At 60.0% G+C, this 15,776-nt stretch carries 14 protein-coding genes and 1 tRNA gene; 6 read left to right on the forward strand and 9 right to left on the reverse strand.

Annotation, left to right across the window (positions count from 1 at the left end; translation table 11 throughout):
- Window positions 1–14: 14 nt before the first annotated feature.
- The 3 genes from H4V98_RS06095 to H4V98_RS06105 all read left to right on the forward strand — a co-directional run bounded on the left by H4V98_RS06095 (window position 15) and on the right by H4V98_RS06105 (window position 3,008).
- Window positions 15–896, forward strand: a complete 882-nt coding sequence (locus tag H4V98_RS06095) for an ATP-binding protein (protein ID WP_196863052.1) — start codon at window positions 15–17, stop codon at window positions 894–896.
- A gap of 26 nt (window positions 897–922) precedes the next feature.
- Window positions 923–1,354 carry an NUDIX domain-containing protein gene (locus H4V98_RS06100; protein WP_196863117.1) on the forward strand — a complete coding sequence of 144 codons (432 nt, stop codon included), beginning with the start codon at window positions 923–925 and terminating at the stop codon, window positions 1,352–1,354.
- A 313-nt stretch (window positions 1,355–1,667) separates the two neighbouring features.
- On the forward strand, window positions 1,668–3,008 hold the full coding sequence (locus tag H4V98_RS06105) for a hemolysin family protein (RefSeq protein ID WP_196863053.1): 1,341 nt from the start codon (window positions 1,668–1,670) through the stop codon (window positions 3,006–3,008).
- A 21-nt stretch (window positions 3,009–3,029) separates the two neighbouring features.
- On the opposite strand, the gene H4V98_RS06110 is transcribed toward H4V98_RS06105, so the two are convergent.
- Together H4V98_RS06110 and H4V98_RS06115 are read right to left on the reverse strand one after the other, a co-directional pair.
- Complete coding sequence (locus H4V98_RS06110; protein ID WP_196863054.1) at window positions 3,030–3,695, reverse strand: lytic transglycosylase domain-containing protein; 666 nt, start codon at window positions 3,693–3,695, stop codon at window positions 3,030–3,032.
- Window positions 3,696–3,722: 27 nt separating this feature from the next.
- Window positions 3,723–5,465, reverse strand: coding sequence for a proline--tRNA ligase (locus H4V98_RS06115; protein ID WP_196863055.1), 1,743 nt, complete (start codon window positions 5,463–5,465; stop codon window positions 3,723–3,725).
- Window positions 5,466–5,568: 103 nt separating this feature from the next.
- On the opposite strand from H4V98_RS06115, the gene H4V98_RS06120 reads away from it, so the two are divergent.
- Together H4V98_RS06120 and H4V98_RS06125 are read left to right on the forward strand one after the other, a co-directional pair.
- A complete protein-coding gene (locus H4V98_RS06120; protein WP_196863118.1) occupies window positions 5,569–6,276 on the forward strand; it encodes an RNA pyrophosphohydrolase in 708 nt (235 codons plus the stop codon).
- Window positions 6,273–6,785, forward strand: coding sequence for a CNP1-like family protein (locus tag H4V98_RS06125; protein ID WP_196863056.1), 513 nt, complete (start codon window positions 6,273–6,275; stop codon window positions 6,783–6,785). Before H4V98_RS06120 ends, H4V98_RS06125 begins: the two co-directional genes overlap by 4 nt.
- 41 nt (window positions 6,786–6,826) lie before the next feature.
- Here the strand turns inward: H4V98_RS06125 and proB are convergent, their stop codons facing one another.
- The 4 genes from proB to rplU form a co-directional block, all read right to left on the reverse strand.
- Complete coding sequence (gene proB, locus H4V98_RS06130) at window positions 6,827–7,963, reverse strand: glutamate 5-kinase (protein ID WP_196863057.1); 1,137 nt, start codon at window positions 7,961–7,963, stop codon at window positions 6,827–6,829.
- 100 nt (window positions 7,964–8,063) lie between these two features.
- Window positions 8,064–9,158 (reverse strand): Obg family GTPase CgtA, encoded by a 1,095-nt coding sequence (gene cgtA / locus H4V98_RS06135; RefSeq protein ID WP_196863058.1) that lies wholly within the window; start codon window positions 9,156–9,158, stop codon window positions 8,064–8,066.
- Between the two features lie 99 nt (window positions 9,159–9,257).
- Entirely contained in the window at window positions 9,258–9,515 is a 258-nt protein-coding gene (gene rpmA, locus H4V98_RS06140; protein WP_036805995.1) for a 50S ribosomal protein L27, read from the reverse strand.
- Window positions 9,516–9,542: 27 nt separating this feature from the next.
- Window positions 9,543–9,854, reverse strand: a complete 312-nt coding sequence (gene rplU, locus H4V98_RS06145; protein ID WP_011800165.1) for a 50S ribosomal protein L21 — start codon at window positions 9,852–9,854, stop codon at window positions 9,543–9,545.
- Between the two features lie 166 nt (window positions 9,855–10,020).
- Between rplU and H4V98_RS06150 the strand changes: the two genes are divergently transcribed.
- Entirely contained in the window at window positions 10,021–11,004 is a 984-nt protein-coding gene (locus H4V98_RS06150) for a polyprenyl synthetase family protein (protein ID WP_196863059.1), read from the forward strand.
- Between the two features lie 211 nt (window positions 11,005–11,215).
- Here the strand turns inward: H4V98_RS06150 and H4V98_RS06155 are convergent, their stop codons facing one another.
- The 3 genes from H4V98_RS06155 to H4V98_RS06165 form a co-directional block, all read right to left on the reverse strand.
- Entirely contained in the window at window positions 11,216–11,446 is a 231-nt protein-coding gene (locus tag H4V98_RS06155; RefSeq protein ID WP_196863060.1) for a hypothetical protein, read from the reverse strand.
- Window positions 11,447–11,553: 107 nt separating this feature from the next.
- Window positions 11,554–11,628: transfer RNA gene (locus H4V98_RS06160), tRNA-Arg, on the reverse strand.
- 76 nt (window positions 11,629–11,704) lie between these two features.
- Complete coding sequence (locus H4V98_RS06165) at window positions 11,705–15,682, reverse strand: translocation/assembly module TamB domain-containing protein (RefSeq protein WP_231374679.1); 3,978 nt, start codon at window positions 15,680–15,682, stop codon at window positions 11,705–11,707.
- Between the last annotated feature and the right edge of the window lie 94 nt (window positions 15,683–15,776).

Raw genomic sequence — 15,776 nt, forward strand, 5'->3', positions numbered from 1 at the left:
TCAGGTGATTGCGCATGAATGAACAGTTTGAACGCCTGATGGTGCGTGTCGAGTCGCTGATGGCGCGCATCGAATCTGTCTTGCCGCAACCCCTGGGCGCGCCCGACTGGAGTGCCTCCGTGGCCTACCGCTACCGCAAGCGCGGTTCCGGCCATGCTTCGCTGGAACCGGTTCGGCACCTGGGCACGCTGCAGTTGACTGATTTAAAGGAAATCGAAGACCAGAAAGACAAGATCCGCCGCAATACCGAGCAGTTCGTCAACGGCAAGCCGGCCAACAATGTCTTGCTGACAGGCTCGCGCGGAACCGGAAAATCGTCTTTGATCAAGGCTTGCCTGAATGAATATTCGGCTCTGGGCTTGCGGCTGATTGAGGTGGACAAGGCCGACCTGACCGATCTGCCCGACATTGTTGACGTGGTGTCCGGCCTGCCCGAGAAGTTCATCGTCTTTTGTGACGACCTCAGCTTTGAAGAAGGCGAGCCGGGCTACAAGGCACTCAAGTCCATTCTTGACGGCTCTATTGCCGCAGCCACGCCAAATGTGCTGATCTATGCCACCAGCAACCGCCGCCATCTATTGCCCGAGTACATGATGGAGAACCTGACCTACACCCACACCGAGGACGGCGAAGTGCATCCCGGCGAGGTCGTGGAGGAAAAGATTTCCCTTTCCGAGCGTTTTGGCCTGTGGGTCAGTTTTTACCCCTTCAGCCAGGACGAATACCTGACCATCGTGGCGCAGTGGCTGTCGTCGTTTGGCGTGGGCGCTGAAGCCATTGCCGCGGCACGCCCGGCTTCGCTGGTCTGGGCGCTGGAACGCGGCTCGCGCAGCGGGCGCGTGGCCTACCAGTTTGCGCGCGACTACGCCGGCCAGCATGCGGCCACGATTGGGTGACTGACGTACTGGTGGCGGATGTGGCAATGCCCCGTGAAGGCGGTCCCGAGCGCAAGGTGGTCGAAGTGGCGGTGGGGGTGTTGATCCAGCCCGATGGACAGTTCCTGCTGACCTCCCGCCCGCCCGGCAAGGTTTATGAAGGCTATTGGGAATTTCCGGGCGGCAAGCTTGAGGCTGGTGAAAGCGTTGAGCAAGCGCTGCGCCGCGAGTTGCAGGAAGAAATCGGCATCACCATTGGCGCCGTTCACCCCTGGAAAATCGAGATGGTCGATTACCCGCATGCGCTGGTCCGCCTGAACTTCTGCAAGGTTTTTGACTGGCTGGGCGAGTTGCAGATGCACGAAGGCCAACAGTTCGCATGGCAGTGCCTGCCGGTACAGGTCTCGCCCGTGCTACCGGGAACAGTTCCGGTTCTGGCGTGGTTTGCGCAGGAGCGTGACGTTCAGGCGCCGCCGTGATGCCCTGCAAACACCTATTTTTTATAAAATAGGTGTCTAGCGCACAACTGATATACGCAAGTAGCTATTAATTAGATAGCAAATCTCTGCTTGATTTCTGGAATATCGTGCAGTGGCAGCCGTAAGCTTGCGCCCTTGAGCTCTCAGTGACCAATGGCGCAACCGTCCCACGCTTCCTGCACTTTGTGCAAACCGGCACATCGCGTCTTTGACTGCACCGCGCCCTGGCTTCAAGCGTGCCCGCACCTCTTCATGGACAGCTAAACTCAGTTCCCGGTGCGCTTGTGCTGCCGGCCTTTGCTTATTGCTTTCCATGACCCTCTACCAAAGCCTTTTTGTGATTGGCCTGCTGATTGCAGCCAGTGCATTTTTTTCCGTGGCGGAAATTTCCCTGGCGGCTTCGCGTCGCCTGCGCTTGCGACAGATGGCTGACGACGGCAATGCAGATGCCGAACGCGTGCTGCGTATTCAGGAGCAACCCGGCGACTATTTCACCGTCGTGCAGATTGGCCAGAACGCCGTGGCCATTTTGGGCGGCATTGTGGGCGAAGGCGCGTTAAGCCCGCATTTCAACGCGTTTTTCGAACTCTGGCTGGCAGTGCCAACCGCGCAGACCGTTGGTTTTCTCAGCTCCTTCCTCATCGTCACGTCGCTGTTCATTTTGTTCGCCGACCTTTTTCCGAAGCGCCTGGGCATGGCGATGCCCGAGCTTCTGGCCATTCGCGTGTCGCCGCCCATGACGGTTTGCATGACGCTGATGCGCCCCATGGTCTGGTTTTACAGCCGCTTGGCCGATGCGCTGTTTCGCCTGTTCGGCTTGTCCTCGCTGCGCGACGACCGCATCACCTCGGACGATATTCTGGCCATGATGGAAGCCGGCGCGGTGGCCGGCGTGCTGGCGGCACGTGAGCAGCAGGTGATCACGAATGTGTTTGAACTCGACACCCGTACGGTGGGCAGCGCCATGTCGCCGCGTGACCGGATTGCCTTTTTTCTGCGCGATGACCATGACTCGGTGATCAGGCTGCGCATCGCTGCCGAGCCGTTTTCGACCTATCCGGTGTGCGAGGGCGATATCGACCATGTGGTGGGTTACGTCGATGCCAAGGACTTGTTTCAGCGCGTGCTCAACGGCCAGCCGATTTCGCTCGCCGACGACACCCTGGTGCGCAAGGTGCTGGTCGTTCCCGACCGGCTGACGCTGTCCGAAGTGCTGGAACAATTCAGGCAGGTGCATGAAGACTTTGCCGTCATCGTGAACGAGTACAGCATGCTGGTTGGCGTGGTCACGCTCAACGACGTGATGAGCACGGTCATGGGCGACCTGGTGTCGCCCTTCGATGAAGAACTGATCGTGCGGCGCGACGAGAATTCCTGGCTGATCGACGGCGTCACGCCCATCGAGAACGTGCTGCGCACCCTGGGGCTTGACCATTTGCCGCATGCCGAAGACTACGAAACCCTGGCCGGTTTTTTGATGGTGATGCTGCGCCGCGTGCCCCGGCGAACTGACAGCGTGAGCTGGGGCGGCTTCAAGTTCGAGGTGCTCGACGTTGACAGCTACCGCATTGACCAGGTGATGGTGTCGCGGCTGGCCGATGGCACTTCCGGCACGACCTTGGCCACTGTGGATGCCATTGCGGTTTCAACGTGACGCGCTGGCAGCTTGAGTGCTTCAGCCGATGGCGCGGTCTTCTGGCAGCCAGCTGCGCTGCGCGGCAAATACCGCTTCGGGGTAGGGCGCCCGGCCCCGGCTGCCGTTGTAACGGCCCAGTCCCAGAAAAGGATCGCCGCGCTCCCGGTCCAGGTAATGGCGAAGAATCACGCAGCCGAAGCGCAGGTTGGTCTGCATGTGGAACAGCTTGCCCGGGTCGCCATCGCCAATCACGCGCGTCCAGAACGGCATGACCTGCATGTAGCCGCGCGCGCCAACGCTGCTGACGGCGAACTTGCGGAAATTGCTTTCGACCTGGATCAGGCCCATCACCAGCGTCACGTCCAGCCCGGCGCGCCTGCTTTCGTACCAGACCGTTTGCAAAAATTCCCTGCGAATCTGCAGTTCGGGTATTTTGCGTTTCAGGCGCTCGCTCATGGTGCCCAGCCAGCGCAGATACGCCAGCTTGGATTCGGTGCTGCCGAATTCGGGAATCGGCGGTGCATGGTTGGCAATGGCCGAGCCCAATGCCGTTCGCACCGAGTCGATCAGCGGTTCCTCAAGCTGCCCTCCAGCACTTGCGTGCTTCGAAAAAAATAGCAATAACCCACCGCCAGAAAAGCGGTAGAGCCATTTTCTCCTTGAAAAAGTCAATGGTGCTTTTGTAGCCGACAGGAGCACAGTCATAAGCGGATCAACACGATTTGCCAGCGTTCACAACGCCAGTTTGTTTTTGAGAAAGTCGAACACGTTCGCCGCATCGACCTTGCTGGCGGCCGTGTCGCGGCGGTGCTGGTATTCGATATGGCCTTCTTTCAGGCCCCGGTCCCCAATCGTGATGCGGTGCGGCACGCCAATCAACTCCCAGTCGGCAAACATGGCGCCCGGCCGCTCGTTGCGATCGTCCAGCATTACATCGACGCCTGCGACCAGCAATTCGGCATGCAGTTTGTCGGCAGCCGCTTTCACGTCAGGAAAACGGTCCGGGCTGATCGGGCAGATCACCAGCGTGAAAGGGGCAATCGCATCCGGCCAGATGATGCCGCGCTCGTCATGGTTCTGCTCGATGGCCGCTGCCGGCAGGCGGGTGATGCCAATGCCGTAGCAGCCCATTTCCAGGAATTGCGGCTTGCCGTTCTCGCCCAGGAAGGTGGCGTTCATAGCTTTGCTGTACTTGGTGCCGAGGTAGAACACATGGCCGACCTCGATGCCGCGCTCAATGGCCAGCACGCCCTGGCCGTCAGGCGACGCGTCGCCGGCGACCACGTTGCGGATATCTGCGACCAAGTCGGGCTCGGGCAGGTCACGGCCCCAGTTCACGCCTGTGATGTGAAAATCGGCTTCATTGGCGCCGCAGACCCAGTCGGCCAGCACGGCGACTTCGCGGTCCACCACCAGCTTGACCGGCTTTTTCAGGTTCAGTGGTCCGAGGTAGCCCGGCTCGCAGCCAAAGTGCTCGTCAATCTCGGCCAGTGTGGCGAAGCGAAAACCAGCCAGACCGACCACCTTGCCGACCTTGATTTCGTTCATTTGGTGGTCGCCGCGCAGCAGCAGCAGCCAGACCTGTGCCTTGACGACTTCGCCAGCTTCGTTGGTCTGGTCCGTGGCCAACACCAGCGACTTCACGGTCGTTTCCAGCGGGATGCCAAGCAGCTCTGCCACATCGGCGCAGGTGGCTTTGCCCGGCGTCGCCGTTTTGGTGAGCGGCTGCGAAGCCTGCTGGCACGGGCCGGCAGGAGCCAGCGCCTCGGCTTTTTCCATGTTGGCCGCGTAGTCGCTGGTGGGGCAGTAGACGATTGCGTCCTCGCCGGTGGCGGCAATCACCTGGAACTCTTCACTCAGGTCGCCGCCGATGGCGCCGCTGTCGGCGGCCACGGCGCGGTAGGTCAGGCCGAAACGGTCAAAGATACGGCGATACGCCTGCGCCATGTTCTGGTAGCTGACCTTCGCGGCGGGGGGGTCGCGGTCGAAGCTGTAAGCATCCTTCATGATGAATTCACGGCCACGCATCAGGCCAAAACGCGGACGGCGCTCATCGCGGAACTTGGTCTGGATCTGGTAGAGGTTTTTGGGCAGCTGCTTGTAGCTGCGGATGTCCTGGCGCATCACGTCAGTGACGACTTCCTCGCTGGTTGGCTGCACCACGAAGTCGCGGCCATGGCGGTCCTTGATGCGCAGCAGTTCAGGCCCCATGCTTTCAAAGCGGCCGGTTTCCTGCCAGAGTTCGCCGGGCTGCACCACCGGCATGCTCATTTCAATCGCGCCGGCCCGGTTCATCTCCTCGCGGACAATCGCTTCGACCTTGCGGATCACGCGCAGTCCCATGGGCATGTAGTTGTAGATGCCGGCGCCCAGTTTCTTGATCAGGCCGGCGCGCATCATGAGCTGGTGGCTGACGATTTCTGCGTCGGCCGGGGCTTCCTTGAGAGTGGAAATGAAGAACTGGGAGGCTTTCATGGGCTATTTTTCTGGGTTTGGAGACTGTCGTCCGGCCGGGCGCTTGGCGGGTGCGCCTTCGCTGTGCATAATGGACTCAGTTTAAAAATTTTGAGGTTTGATTATGCTTGACAGGGACGGATTTCGGCCCAATGTCGGCATCATCTTGCTCAACCAGAGAAGTCAGGTATTTTGGGGCAAACGCATCCGTACCCACTCGTGGCAATTTCCGCAAGGCGGCATTGATCGGGGCGAAAACCCTGAACAAGCCATGTTTCGCGAGTTGCATGAAGAGGTTGGCCTGCACCCACAGCACGTTCAGGTGTTGGCCCGTACCCGAGACTGGTTGCGCTATGAGGTGCCCGACCGATTCATCCGGCGCGATGCGCGCGGACACTACAAAGGCCAGAAACAAATCTGGTTTCTGCTCCAACTGGTCGGTCACGACTGGGATCTGAACCTGCGCGCCACCAACCATCCGGAGTTCGATGCATGGCGCTGGAACGACTATTGGGTGCCGCTTGATGTGGTGGTCGAGTTCAAGCGTGGCGTTTACGAAATGGCGCTGACCGAGTTGTCCCGGTTCGTGCCACGCTGCGAATTCCGCTTTGATGTGCGTCCTGAGCAGCGCAACCGCTTCTTGCGCGGCGGACTGCACCAGCGCGACCTGCTGGCCGGCCAGTCGGCGGAGTCTGCGTCGTTCCTTGCCGGGGTTGGAATTCCTGCTTGCGCCAGTCGTCCGGGAGTTCCTTTCGAGTTGCCACCCGGCGCTACTTTCGAGCCTGATCCACAAACCAGTCATGGCCTGGATGTACCCTCGAAAAAAATATGAAATTCAAGTCCGTCTCAATAGTTGCAAGTATCTTGCTGCTTGGTTTGACCACCCCGGTCTGGTCACAATTTGACGTCGATGAACCCGAATGGAAAGAGTCCGATGCACCGCCGCCGCCTGCTTTTGATGTGGACAAGCTGGTCAGTGTGGATGTTTCACCCAATTCATCACTGGTGTACGGCGTTGATCCTGCGTCCATCAGCATCACCCAAAGCGATGGTCTGGTGCGTTATGTGATGGTGGCGACCAGCGCCAGCGGGGTGCGCAACGTGATGTATGAAGGCATACGCTGCGCCACCGGTGAGTTCAAGACCTATGCCCGTTATTCGACTGACAGGAAGTGGACGCCGGTCAGCACTCCGGAATGGCGCTCTATGTATGGCAATGCACCCTTCAAACATCCCTTGCGCCTGGCAAAGGCGGGTGCTTGTGACAATGCAGCACCGGCAACGTCCGTCAGGGAAATGGTGAACCGGTTGAAGAACCCGAATTACGGCGTGACGCCATAGGCCCAGGGTCGCAAGCCTTTGCTGGCAATGCCTGCGTCAGGCTAGCGGCTGAGGATCAGGTTGGTGCGATGGACCATTTCGGATTCGCCTGTGTAGCCAAGCAATCGTTCGAATTCCGACGAAACCTTGCGGCAAATCAGCCGGGCTTCCGAACTGGAATAGTTGGCCAGGCCGCGCGCAATTTCAATTCCATCTGTGTCCTTGATGGCAATCACGTCGCCGCGTGAAAAATAACCCTGTACCCCGGTCATGCCGATGGGCAGCAGGCTCTTGCCGCTGATCTTCACCATGCTGGCAGCGCCCATATCCACCGTGACGGAACCGCGCAATTGCAGATGATCCGCCATCCATTGCTTGCGCGCCTGCATTTTCTGGGTCTGGGCCACCAGCAGCGTGCCAATCGCCTCGCCACGGGTCAGCCGAATCAAGGCTTGGGGTTCACGGCCCCAGGCAATCACGGTCGAGGCCCCAGAACCCGCCGCACGCTTGGCTGCCAGGATTTTGGTGATCATGCCGCCGCGGCCAATGCTGGAACCCGCGCCGCCCGCCATGGCTTCGAGCGCTGTGTCGCCGGCCTTGGCTTCATGAATGAATTGCGCTGCCGGGTTTTTGCGTGGATCGGCGGTGTACAGGCCCTTCTGGTCGGTCAGGATGATCAACGCATCGGCTTCGACCAGGTTGGCCACCAGCGCACCGAGGGTGTCATTGTCGCCAAACTTGATCTCGTCATTGACGACCGTGTCGTTCTCGTTGATTACTGGCACCACGCCAAGCTGCAGGAGCGTCAGCAGGGTGGATCGCGCATTGAGGTAGCGCTCCCGGTCGGCCAGATCGGCATGGGTCAACAGCACCTGCGCGCTGCCGATGCCGTTTTCGCGGAGCTTGGTTTCATACATCTGCACCAGGCCCATCTGACCCACGGCGGCTGCCGCCTGCAGTTCATGAATGGCTTTGGGACGTGTGCGCCAGCCCAACCGCTTCATGCCTTCGGCAATCGCGCCGCTGCTCACCATGATGACTTCGCGTCCATCCTTGACCAGGGCGGCCAGCTGCTCGGACCACTGGCCGATGGCCTCGGCATCCAGTCCCCGGCCTTCGTTGGTCACCAGGCTGGAACCGACCTTGACCACAATGCGCCGGGCGTTGCGCAAAACAGGAGAACCTGAAGGATCGTACATTTTTCAGTGTTTCAAGGCTCTGGCGCAAGGTGGGTGCGCGTAGTCAGCTATTATTTACAGAGCAACCGACAGGCTTCGGTTGCAGGGGAGTGAACCGTCATCAGTCGGAGGACGCCGGGCTTTTGGGCTCGGGCGGCAGTTCGATGAAACGTGGATCGATTTCTTCCTCGGGCTGCTCGCTCTTCTGGACTTTCTTGACATGCTGGTAAATCGTCTTGACAAGCTGCTCGCAGCCTTCGCGGGTCAGCGCAGAAATTTCAAAAACCGGGCCTTTGAACTTGAAACGCTTGACAAAATCTTTGACGACTTCAACACGCTTGTCGCCATCGACCATGTCGAGCTTGTTGAGGACAAGCCATCGCGGCTTTTTGTGCAGTGCCTCGTCGTACTTCTTGAGCTCGCCGACGATGGCCTTGGCCTGCGCCACCGGATCGACGTTTTCATCAAACGGCGCCAGATCGACAATATGCAGCAGCAGGCGGGTGCGCTGCAGGTGCCGTAAAAACAGGTGCCCCAAGCCCGCACCCTCCGATGCACCTTCAATCAAACCGGGCAAGTCAGCCACGACAAAACTCTGTTCAGGCCCGACCCGGACCACGCCCAGATTCGGGTGCAGCGTGGTGAACGGGTAATCGGCAATGCGCGGTCGGGCATTCGAGACCGCCGAGATGAACGTCGATTTGCCGGCATTCGGCATGCCCAGCAGGCCCACATCGGCCAGCACCTTGAGTTCGAGCTTCAGGCTTTTGCGGTCGCCGGGCCAGCCGGGCGTCTTGCTGCGCGGCGCTCGATTCGTCGAGCTTTTGAAGCGCAGGTTGCCAAAACCGCCGTCGCCACCCTTGGCGATCAGGATCTGTTCGCCGGGCACCAGCAACTCGAAAAGAACTTCGCCGGTTTCGCCATCGGTCAGGATGGTGCCAACCGGCATTTTTAAGATGATGTCGTCGCCCTTGGCTCCGAACATGTCCGAACCCATGCCGTGGCCGCCATTGCGCGCTTCGTGCCGGCGTGAAAACCGGAAGTCGACCAGCGTGTTCAGGTTGATGTCCGCCACTGCGTACACATGGCCGCCGCGCCCGCCGTCCCCCCCGTTCGGACCACCGAATTCTTTGTATTTTTCGTGGCTGAACGAGACGCAGCCGCTCCCGCCATCGCCGGCGGCAATGTCAATATAAGCTTCGTCAACAAATTTCATGATGGAGTGGTGTGCAGGAAGGAAAGGAAATCAGGAGGGCGTTTGACAAACAAAAAAGCCCCGACTGGTCGGGGCTTCGATGCCATCGAAGTGATCGGCTTACGCCGAGGTCACATTGACAGTGCGCTTGTTCATCGAACCCTTGACGCAAAAGGAGACTTGACCGTCCACCAGTGCATACAGGGTGTGGTCTTTGCCGATGCCGACATTGACGCCCGGGTGGAACTGGGTACCACGCTGGCGCACGATGATGCTGCCGGCGTTGATTACTTCGCCGCCAAATTTCTTGACGCCAAGCATCTTGGGCTGTGAATCACGCCCGTTTCGCGTAGAGCCGCCGCCTTTTTTCTGTGCCATTTTTCGTTACTCCTGGTACTGGACTGATTAGCCGACGATCGCGCCGATTTGCAGTTCAGTGAAGTTCTGCCGGTGACCCTGGCGTTTCTGATAGTGCTTGCGACGGCGCATTTTGAAAATGCGAACCTTGTCGTGCCTGCCGTGAGACAGCACCGTGACAGTAACAGTTGCGCCGGAAACCAAGGGCGTACCAACCTTGATTGAACTGCCTTCGCCGACAGCCAATACCTGGTCAATAACGATCTCTTGGCCTACGTCCGCAGCAATCTGTTCTACTTTAATTTTTTCTCCAGCAGCAACTTTGTATTGTTTGCCGCCGGTTTTTATGACCGCGTACATGTAAACCCTCGTAAATTGAGTTCTGCGGACGGATTTCCACAGAGCCCAAGATTCTAGCATTGCGCTTAAAAAATGTACAGTCAAACCTGTCCTGCTTCGGTTTGATGGCCTGCAAGGCATGTCTGGCTTTCTATAATCTGCCCAAACTTAATGTCGGGATTTATCTTTGTCTGCCAATTCTTCCAGTACCGCTGCTGCGCTTGCCCTGATCGCCGACGACATGAAAGCCATGGATGCCATCATTGCCCGCCGGCTTGAATCCGATGTGCCTCTGGTCGCACAGGTGTCGCAATACATCATTGCCGCCGGTGGCAAGCGTCTGAGGCCAGCCCTGGTCCTGCTGATGTCCGGCGCATTGGGCTACCACGGCCCGCAACGGCTGAACCTGGCTGCCGTGGTGGAATTCATTCACACTGCCACCTTGCTGCATGACGATGTCGTCGATGAATCGACGCTGCGCCGGGGCCGCTCCACCGCCAACGAGGTATTTGGCAACCCCGCAAGCGTGCTGGTCGGCGACTTCCTGTATTCGCGCGCCTTCCAGATGATGGTGGAAGTCGGCGAGATGCGCATCATGGAAACGCTGGCAGAGGCCACCAACGTGATTGCCGAAGGCGAGGTGCTGCAGCTCATGAACATGCATGATGCCGACCTGACCGAAGAGGGTTATCTGCGCGTCATCCGCTCCAAGACCGCCAAGCTGTTTGAAGCCAGTGCCCGGCTGGCCGCCTTGCTGGCCCGTTCTTCAGCCGCTGTCGAGCAGCATTGCGCCGAGTACGGACAGGCGCTGGGCACGGCGTTCCAGGTGATTGACGATGTGCTGGACTATGACGGCGACGTGCTGGAAATGGGCAAAAACCTGGGGGATGACTTGCGCGAAGGCAAGGTCACGCTGCCCCTGATCATCGCCATGCAGCGCGGCACCGAAGCCGAGCGCCTGACCATCCGGCAGGCGATTGAAACCGGCGGCACCGGGCAGATGGCAGAAATCATTGCCATTGTCCAGCAGACCGGCGCCCTGCAGGCCACCCGGGACGCTGCTGCCGGAGAAGCGCTGCGTGCGCTGGATGCTTTGCAAGCCTTGCCTAAAAATCCTTACAGTCATGCGCTGGAGCAACTTGCTTCGCAATTGCTGGTGAGGCGTTCCTAGGATTGGCGCCAATCGGGGTGCGGCTTGGTTTGGGCAAGCGCCGCATCTGGGACTCAAGATTGAAACTTCAAACCTTCTCGACGTCCGCCTGTGTTCATCAAAGGATTCCAGAGTCCAGAGCGAATCCGCCATAACCAGGAAATAATTTTTATCATTAAAAATGCCTTTTCCGCATACCATTCATATGTTGGTAGCTATCAATAGAATAGCGTTAGTGCTGAATTTTTTGAATGGTGAGATTGCCAGAAAAACGCGTTCCGCTATTGCTTGAAACGCAACAGGCAACACCGGCTATAGCCAACTGAACAAGGAAAGCTACACCAGCTTCATGCCAAATTTTGACTGCAGCAAGATTCTGGCGCCTGCGCTTGAAAACGCTGAAATTTTTACTTTTCGCGTGTTTCAGAGTATTGAAATCAGCCCGGAAAATTTCAGAACTCATTCAGTTTTTGGTATCTCTTGAAATGCCGTTTGATACAACAAAAAACCCGCTGTAGTTATGAGCTACGCGGGTTGTGAGAATGTATGACACTGCTCGATTTGATCAGGTGGTGCCACCAACAGGAATCGAACCTGTATCTAGCGCTTAGGAGGCACTCGTTCTATCCGTTGAACTATGGCGGCACATCTTGGCAACAAGCAAATAGCCGTCAATTGTATGCGCTGACCAGCCCTTTTTTAAATGCCGGTGGCGGCTGAATCAGTCGTAGGGAATGGTAAAAATCAGGTCCACCGCGCTTTGCTGGCCTGCCTGGGCGCGGATCGTGAAGCGCTGCGACAGGTCGTAGAAAACAAACAGCGTTCCGAGGGCGCCAGAAATGCTGCGTTCGTAGGCTGCGTAAAAATTGTTCGAAAAGCGCTTGCCCAATGTAATTGCGCCACCGGAGGCCGTGCCGTCCGCATTGCTTGATGCGCCCCGGAACGACAGCTCGTCCAGACCCAGCGACGCGGCCAGACCGCCTGACATGCCGCCGCCTTTGCTGCCCAGCAATGCAAGTGCCGCCTGCTGGAGCAAGGCAGCTTCAGCGCCGCCCGAAGCCGACGCCCGGCCCACGACCAGCCACGACAGCTTCTCAGCATCCGGCAATTCGGGTTGCGCATACAGGCGGACACTGGGCAGCAAGGCGGTGCCGGTGATTTGCACGCCGACACGCTGGGTGAGGTTGGGACGAATGGCCAAAATGTCGAGCGTCGGGTTGTCGATGGCTCCGGTGAAACGAATCAGGCCCTGTTCGACATCCAGCCGCTGACCATAGGCGCGGTATTTACCGCCAGCGGTCCTGACCGTGCCCAGCAGGCGCGGACCGGTCAGCGAGTCGCCGCTGAGGGTGAGCGTGCCTTGAATTCGCGTGTCAATGCCCTTGCCCTGAATCTGGAAATCGCGTCCCAGGTCGATCTCGACCGCCAGCTTGAGGGGCCTTGGCGCCTTGTCGGCAGTCTGGGCGCTGGTTTTCTCGGGGGCCTTCTGCCCTGCTGCCGCACCGCTGGCGGTGCGCACCACCACGTCATCGCCCAGTTGCGGCGTGCCTTCTTCGGGTAAGAGGATGCGCGCCTGATCGATGAGCAGCTTGCCAGTGAGTTCAGCCGCGTTGCCCTTTAGGCTGGCCTGGATATCACCCGAAACCGTCACTTTACGGTCGGTGCGGATGCTGGCGCGCAGCTTTTTCAATTTGGCGGCAAGCTGCACCTGCGGCTTGCCGTCTATCCAGCCCGCTTCGCCCTGGGCGTCAAGACTGCCACCGGTGCCTTTTTCGCCTGCGCCCTGAAGGGTAAATTCGTCGATGCGCATGCGGGTGCCGTCGAGCCGGGCGCGCAGGCGGCCATTGCCGAACTCGATGCCATCGACCACTGAACGCAATGACAGGTCATTGGCCTGCAAATCGCCTGCCAGGCGAGGGTTTGCGCGTGTTCCGCTAATGGCGACGGCCGCGCCCAGCGAGCCGCGCAGGCGCCAGCCAGGCGGCGCCAGCAAGGACCAGACGCCGATGCGCGGCAGTTGCGCCTTGAACTGGCCGCTCAATGGCGCATCTTCGGGCCAGAGCCATCCGCCGATGGCTTCTTGTCCTTCAGCGGCGCGAGTCAGCCGCGTCCTGAACTGGCCGCTGGCCGTGCCGGCACGTTCGCTGTCCCAGACCAGTGCAAGGCTCAAGGCGTCGCCTGCGGTTTCCAGCGAAAGCCGGGCTTGCCTGATGCCGGCTGCCACGCGCGCCGAATTTCCTTGAACACCTTCGGCCTGCACGGTAATATCGCCGCTGCTGCGCGCCAAGCTGGCTTTGAGCTGCAGGGTATTGCCAAGCACGACGTCCCATTGACCGTCAAACACCAGGCTGCCGCCCAGCCCGGCATCTTTCATTTGTGGACCGGCGATCAATTCAACCCAGGTGATCGGCAGGCCGGTTATTCTTCCAGCGGTCACGAGTTCACCCGAGCGCCAGCGCACGGGTTGCCATGAGATTGCGGCTTGTGATGGCGCAGCGATTGACACATTGGTAGATGGCGCCGTCAACAGGGCTTCGCCAGCGCCACTTTCAAAAGCGCCGCCATTGCGCGTGGGGGTCCACTTGAGGGGCAGCGGACCGCGCGTGGCCAGTCGCCAGGCACCAGCGCCCAAGGCGGGGTCTTCCACGCTCAGGCTCAATTGTCTGACCACGGCTTGCCAAGGCGCCTCGTTCAGCCCGTCATTGGCTTTGCCCGCCGTTTGCATGCGCCCGCCATCGCCTGCCATTTGCAGCGCATAGCGGCGCTGGTCGATTTCAACGCGGCCCTGCGCTTGCAGCTGCGCCTGGCTCAGGCGGCCTGACAGCGTGGCCCGAAGTTCGCGGATTTTCAACAGGGTTGCGGTAGCAGCAACCGGCGCTGTGGGCGTTTCTAGTGTTACTGGTGTTACTGGTGTTACTGGTGTGACTTTTACCTTTTTCACGGCCTTGGGGCTGGCCGCGATCCAGTCCATTGACGGGACTTGCAGTGTCGCCTGCACTGCCGGGTTCTGCCAGCCGCCTTGCCAGAGTGCCTGAAGTCCGGCGTTGCCACTGGCGGAGGCGTTCAACGCGGCAGCCGGCATGCCGGGAAGTTTTTGCAGCCAGCGCAAGGCTTGCGCTGCGTCGCCGGCCTGCAGTTGCAACTCGCCATCGCCAGTGGTGGGCCGCAACGCGCCCTTGAACCGGGCGTTCAAGCCAGGCGCCGTCAGGTCCAGTGCGCCCTGACCGGCTTTTTCCGTGGGTTGGACTTCGAGCTGGCCCTTCAATTCGGCATCGTCGGTGCGGACCCGCAGCGCCGAAAGCGCCAATGTGCCGCCCGCTTGCTGTGCGTCCCAGGTTCCCGTGGCGCTGGCATCGCGCAGGCGCAATTGCTGCAAAAAGTTATTCTGTCCGGAATGGGTTCGGGGCGCTGGCCGGCTGCCGGCTGCTTTCGTGCCGGACACGGTTTGTACGCTGGCATCGAAACGCAGGTTGGCGCCTTGGCCGCTGGCTTCGGCTTTGCCGTTCAGCGGCAGGGGCGCCAGCTGGGTGTGCAGTTGGGCAGGGTTAATGCCCTTGAGCGTGGCATCGACTTTCCAGGTCGGGTCGGACATAGCCTGAACTGCCGCAGCGTTTTCGCCAACGGGGGGTAGCTGGGTCCATTGGCCGTTGGCCAGAAGTTCACCGTCAGCAAGTTGCGCCTTGAGGCTACGCACCATGGCAGCCCCATTGCGCCATTCGCCCTGGGTGTCGAGTTGCTCCAGCGGCAGGCGCTTCTGGTCCCAGGGGCCGGGCAGTGCGTTGACAAGTTTTAGCTGCAGTGCCCAGGCCTGCAGGGCGGAAGATGGCTTGCCGGGGTCAACCGGTCTGCTGGCTTCGAGCGGCCTGACGCTGGCGCTGCCTGTCAGCAGCGTTTGCGGCATGTCTGGAAGCAGGGCTGCGATATCCAGGTCACGGAAGGTGGCATCGGCTTGCGGCAAGGGCTGTGCCGCCCAAGGCATGACGCGAGCAGTCGCGCTCGCCTGGGGCTGCCCGGATGGTTTTTGTTCACCGGTGGCTGGCGTGGTGACTTGCAGTTCGGCCTTGACCAGCAGTTCGGTCAGGGGTCCCTTGACGGTCCCCTGGAATGCCAGCGGCACGGACAGTGCGCCGTTGGGGATGGCCGCATCGAGCGTGCCTGACAGACTTGCATCGAGTGTCAGCGGGCTGGTGGCTGTCAATGCGGCACGTCCGCTGTAGCGGCCCTTGTCAATGGACACGCTTTTCAGGTCAAGCTGATGCGCCAGCCCGGTGTAGACATAACCGCCTGCAATTTTGAAGGCGGTGAATGCGGTGTTGCCTGCAAGCTTGAACTGGCCCACCGAGAACTCGTCGAGCGCAATCCGCAAGGGAAGGCCCAAAGCATTGGGCGGTGCCGCCGGCGTGGGACTTGGGGGGCGCACGTCGGTCACGTCAATGCTGGCAGCGGCAAAGCGGTCGAGCTTGAGCGTTCCCTGAAGCAGCGACCAGGGCTGCCAGGCCAGGCTGACGTCGCGGGCATCGACAGAGATGCCGTCCTGTTGCCAGCGCAACTGGTCGATATGCCCGCCAGACCGCAAGGAGCCCGTTGCCGATTCAAAGGTCAGCGGCTGGGACTGGCCGACCCAGCGCAGACCCTTGGCCAGCGAGCCTTCAGTGCCAGCCCACCACCACAGCCCGCCCGTCGTGCCAACAGCCAGCATGACAAGGCCGGCGGCTGTCCATGCAGCCGCTTTCAGCCATGGCCTTGATGGCTTGGCAGCAACAGCGGGCTGGTTATGGGAAGTATTGGGGGCA

Origin of the sequence: Polaromonas sp. CG_23.6 (genome assembly GCF_029892315.1) — a bacterium.
In the GTDB taxonomy this organism is placed as follows: domain Bacteria; phylum Pseudomonadota; class Gammaproteobacteria; order Burkholderiales; family Burkholderiaceae_C; genus Polaromonas.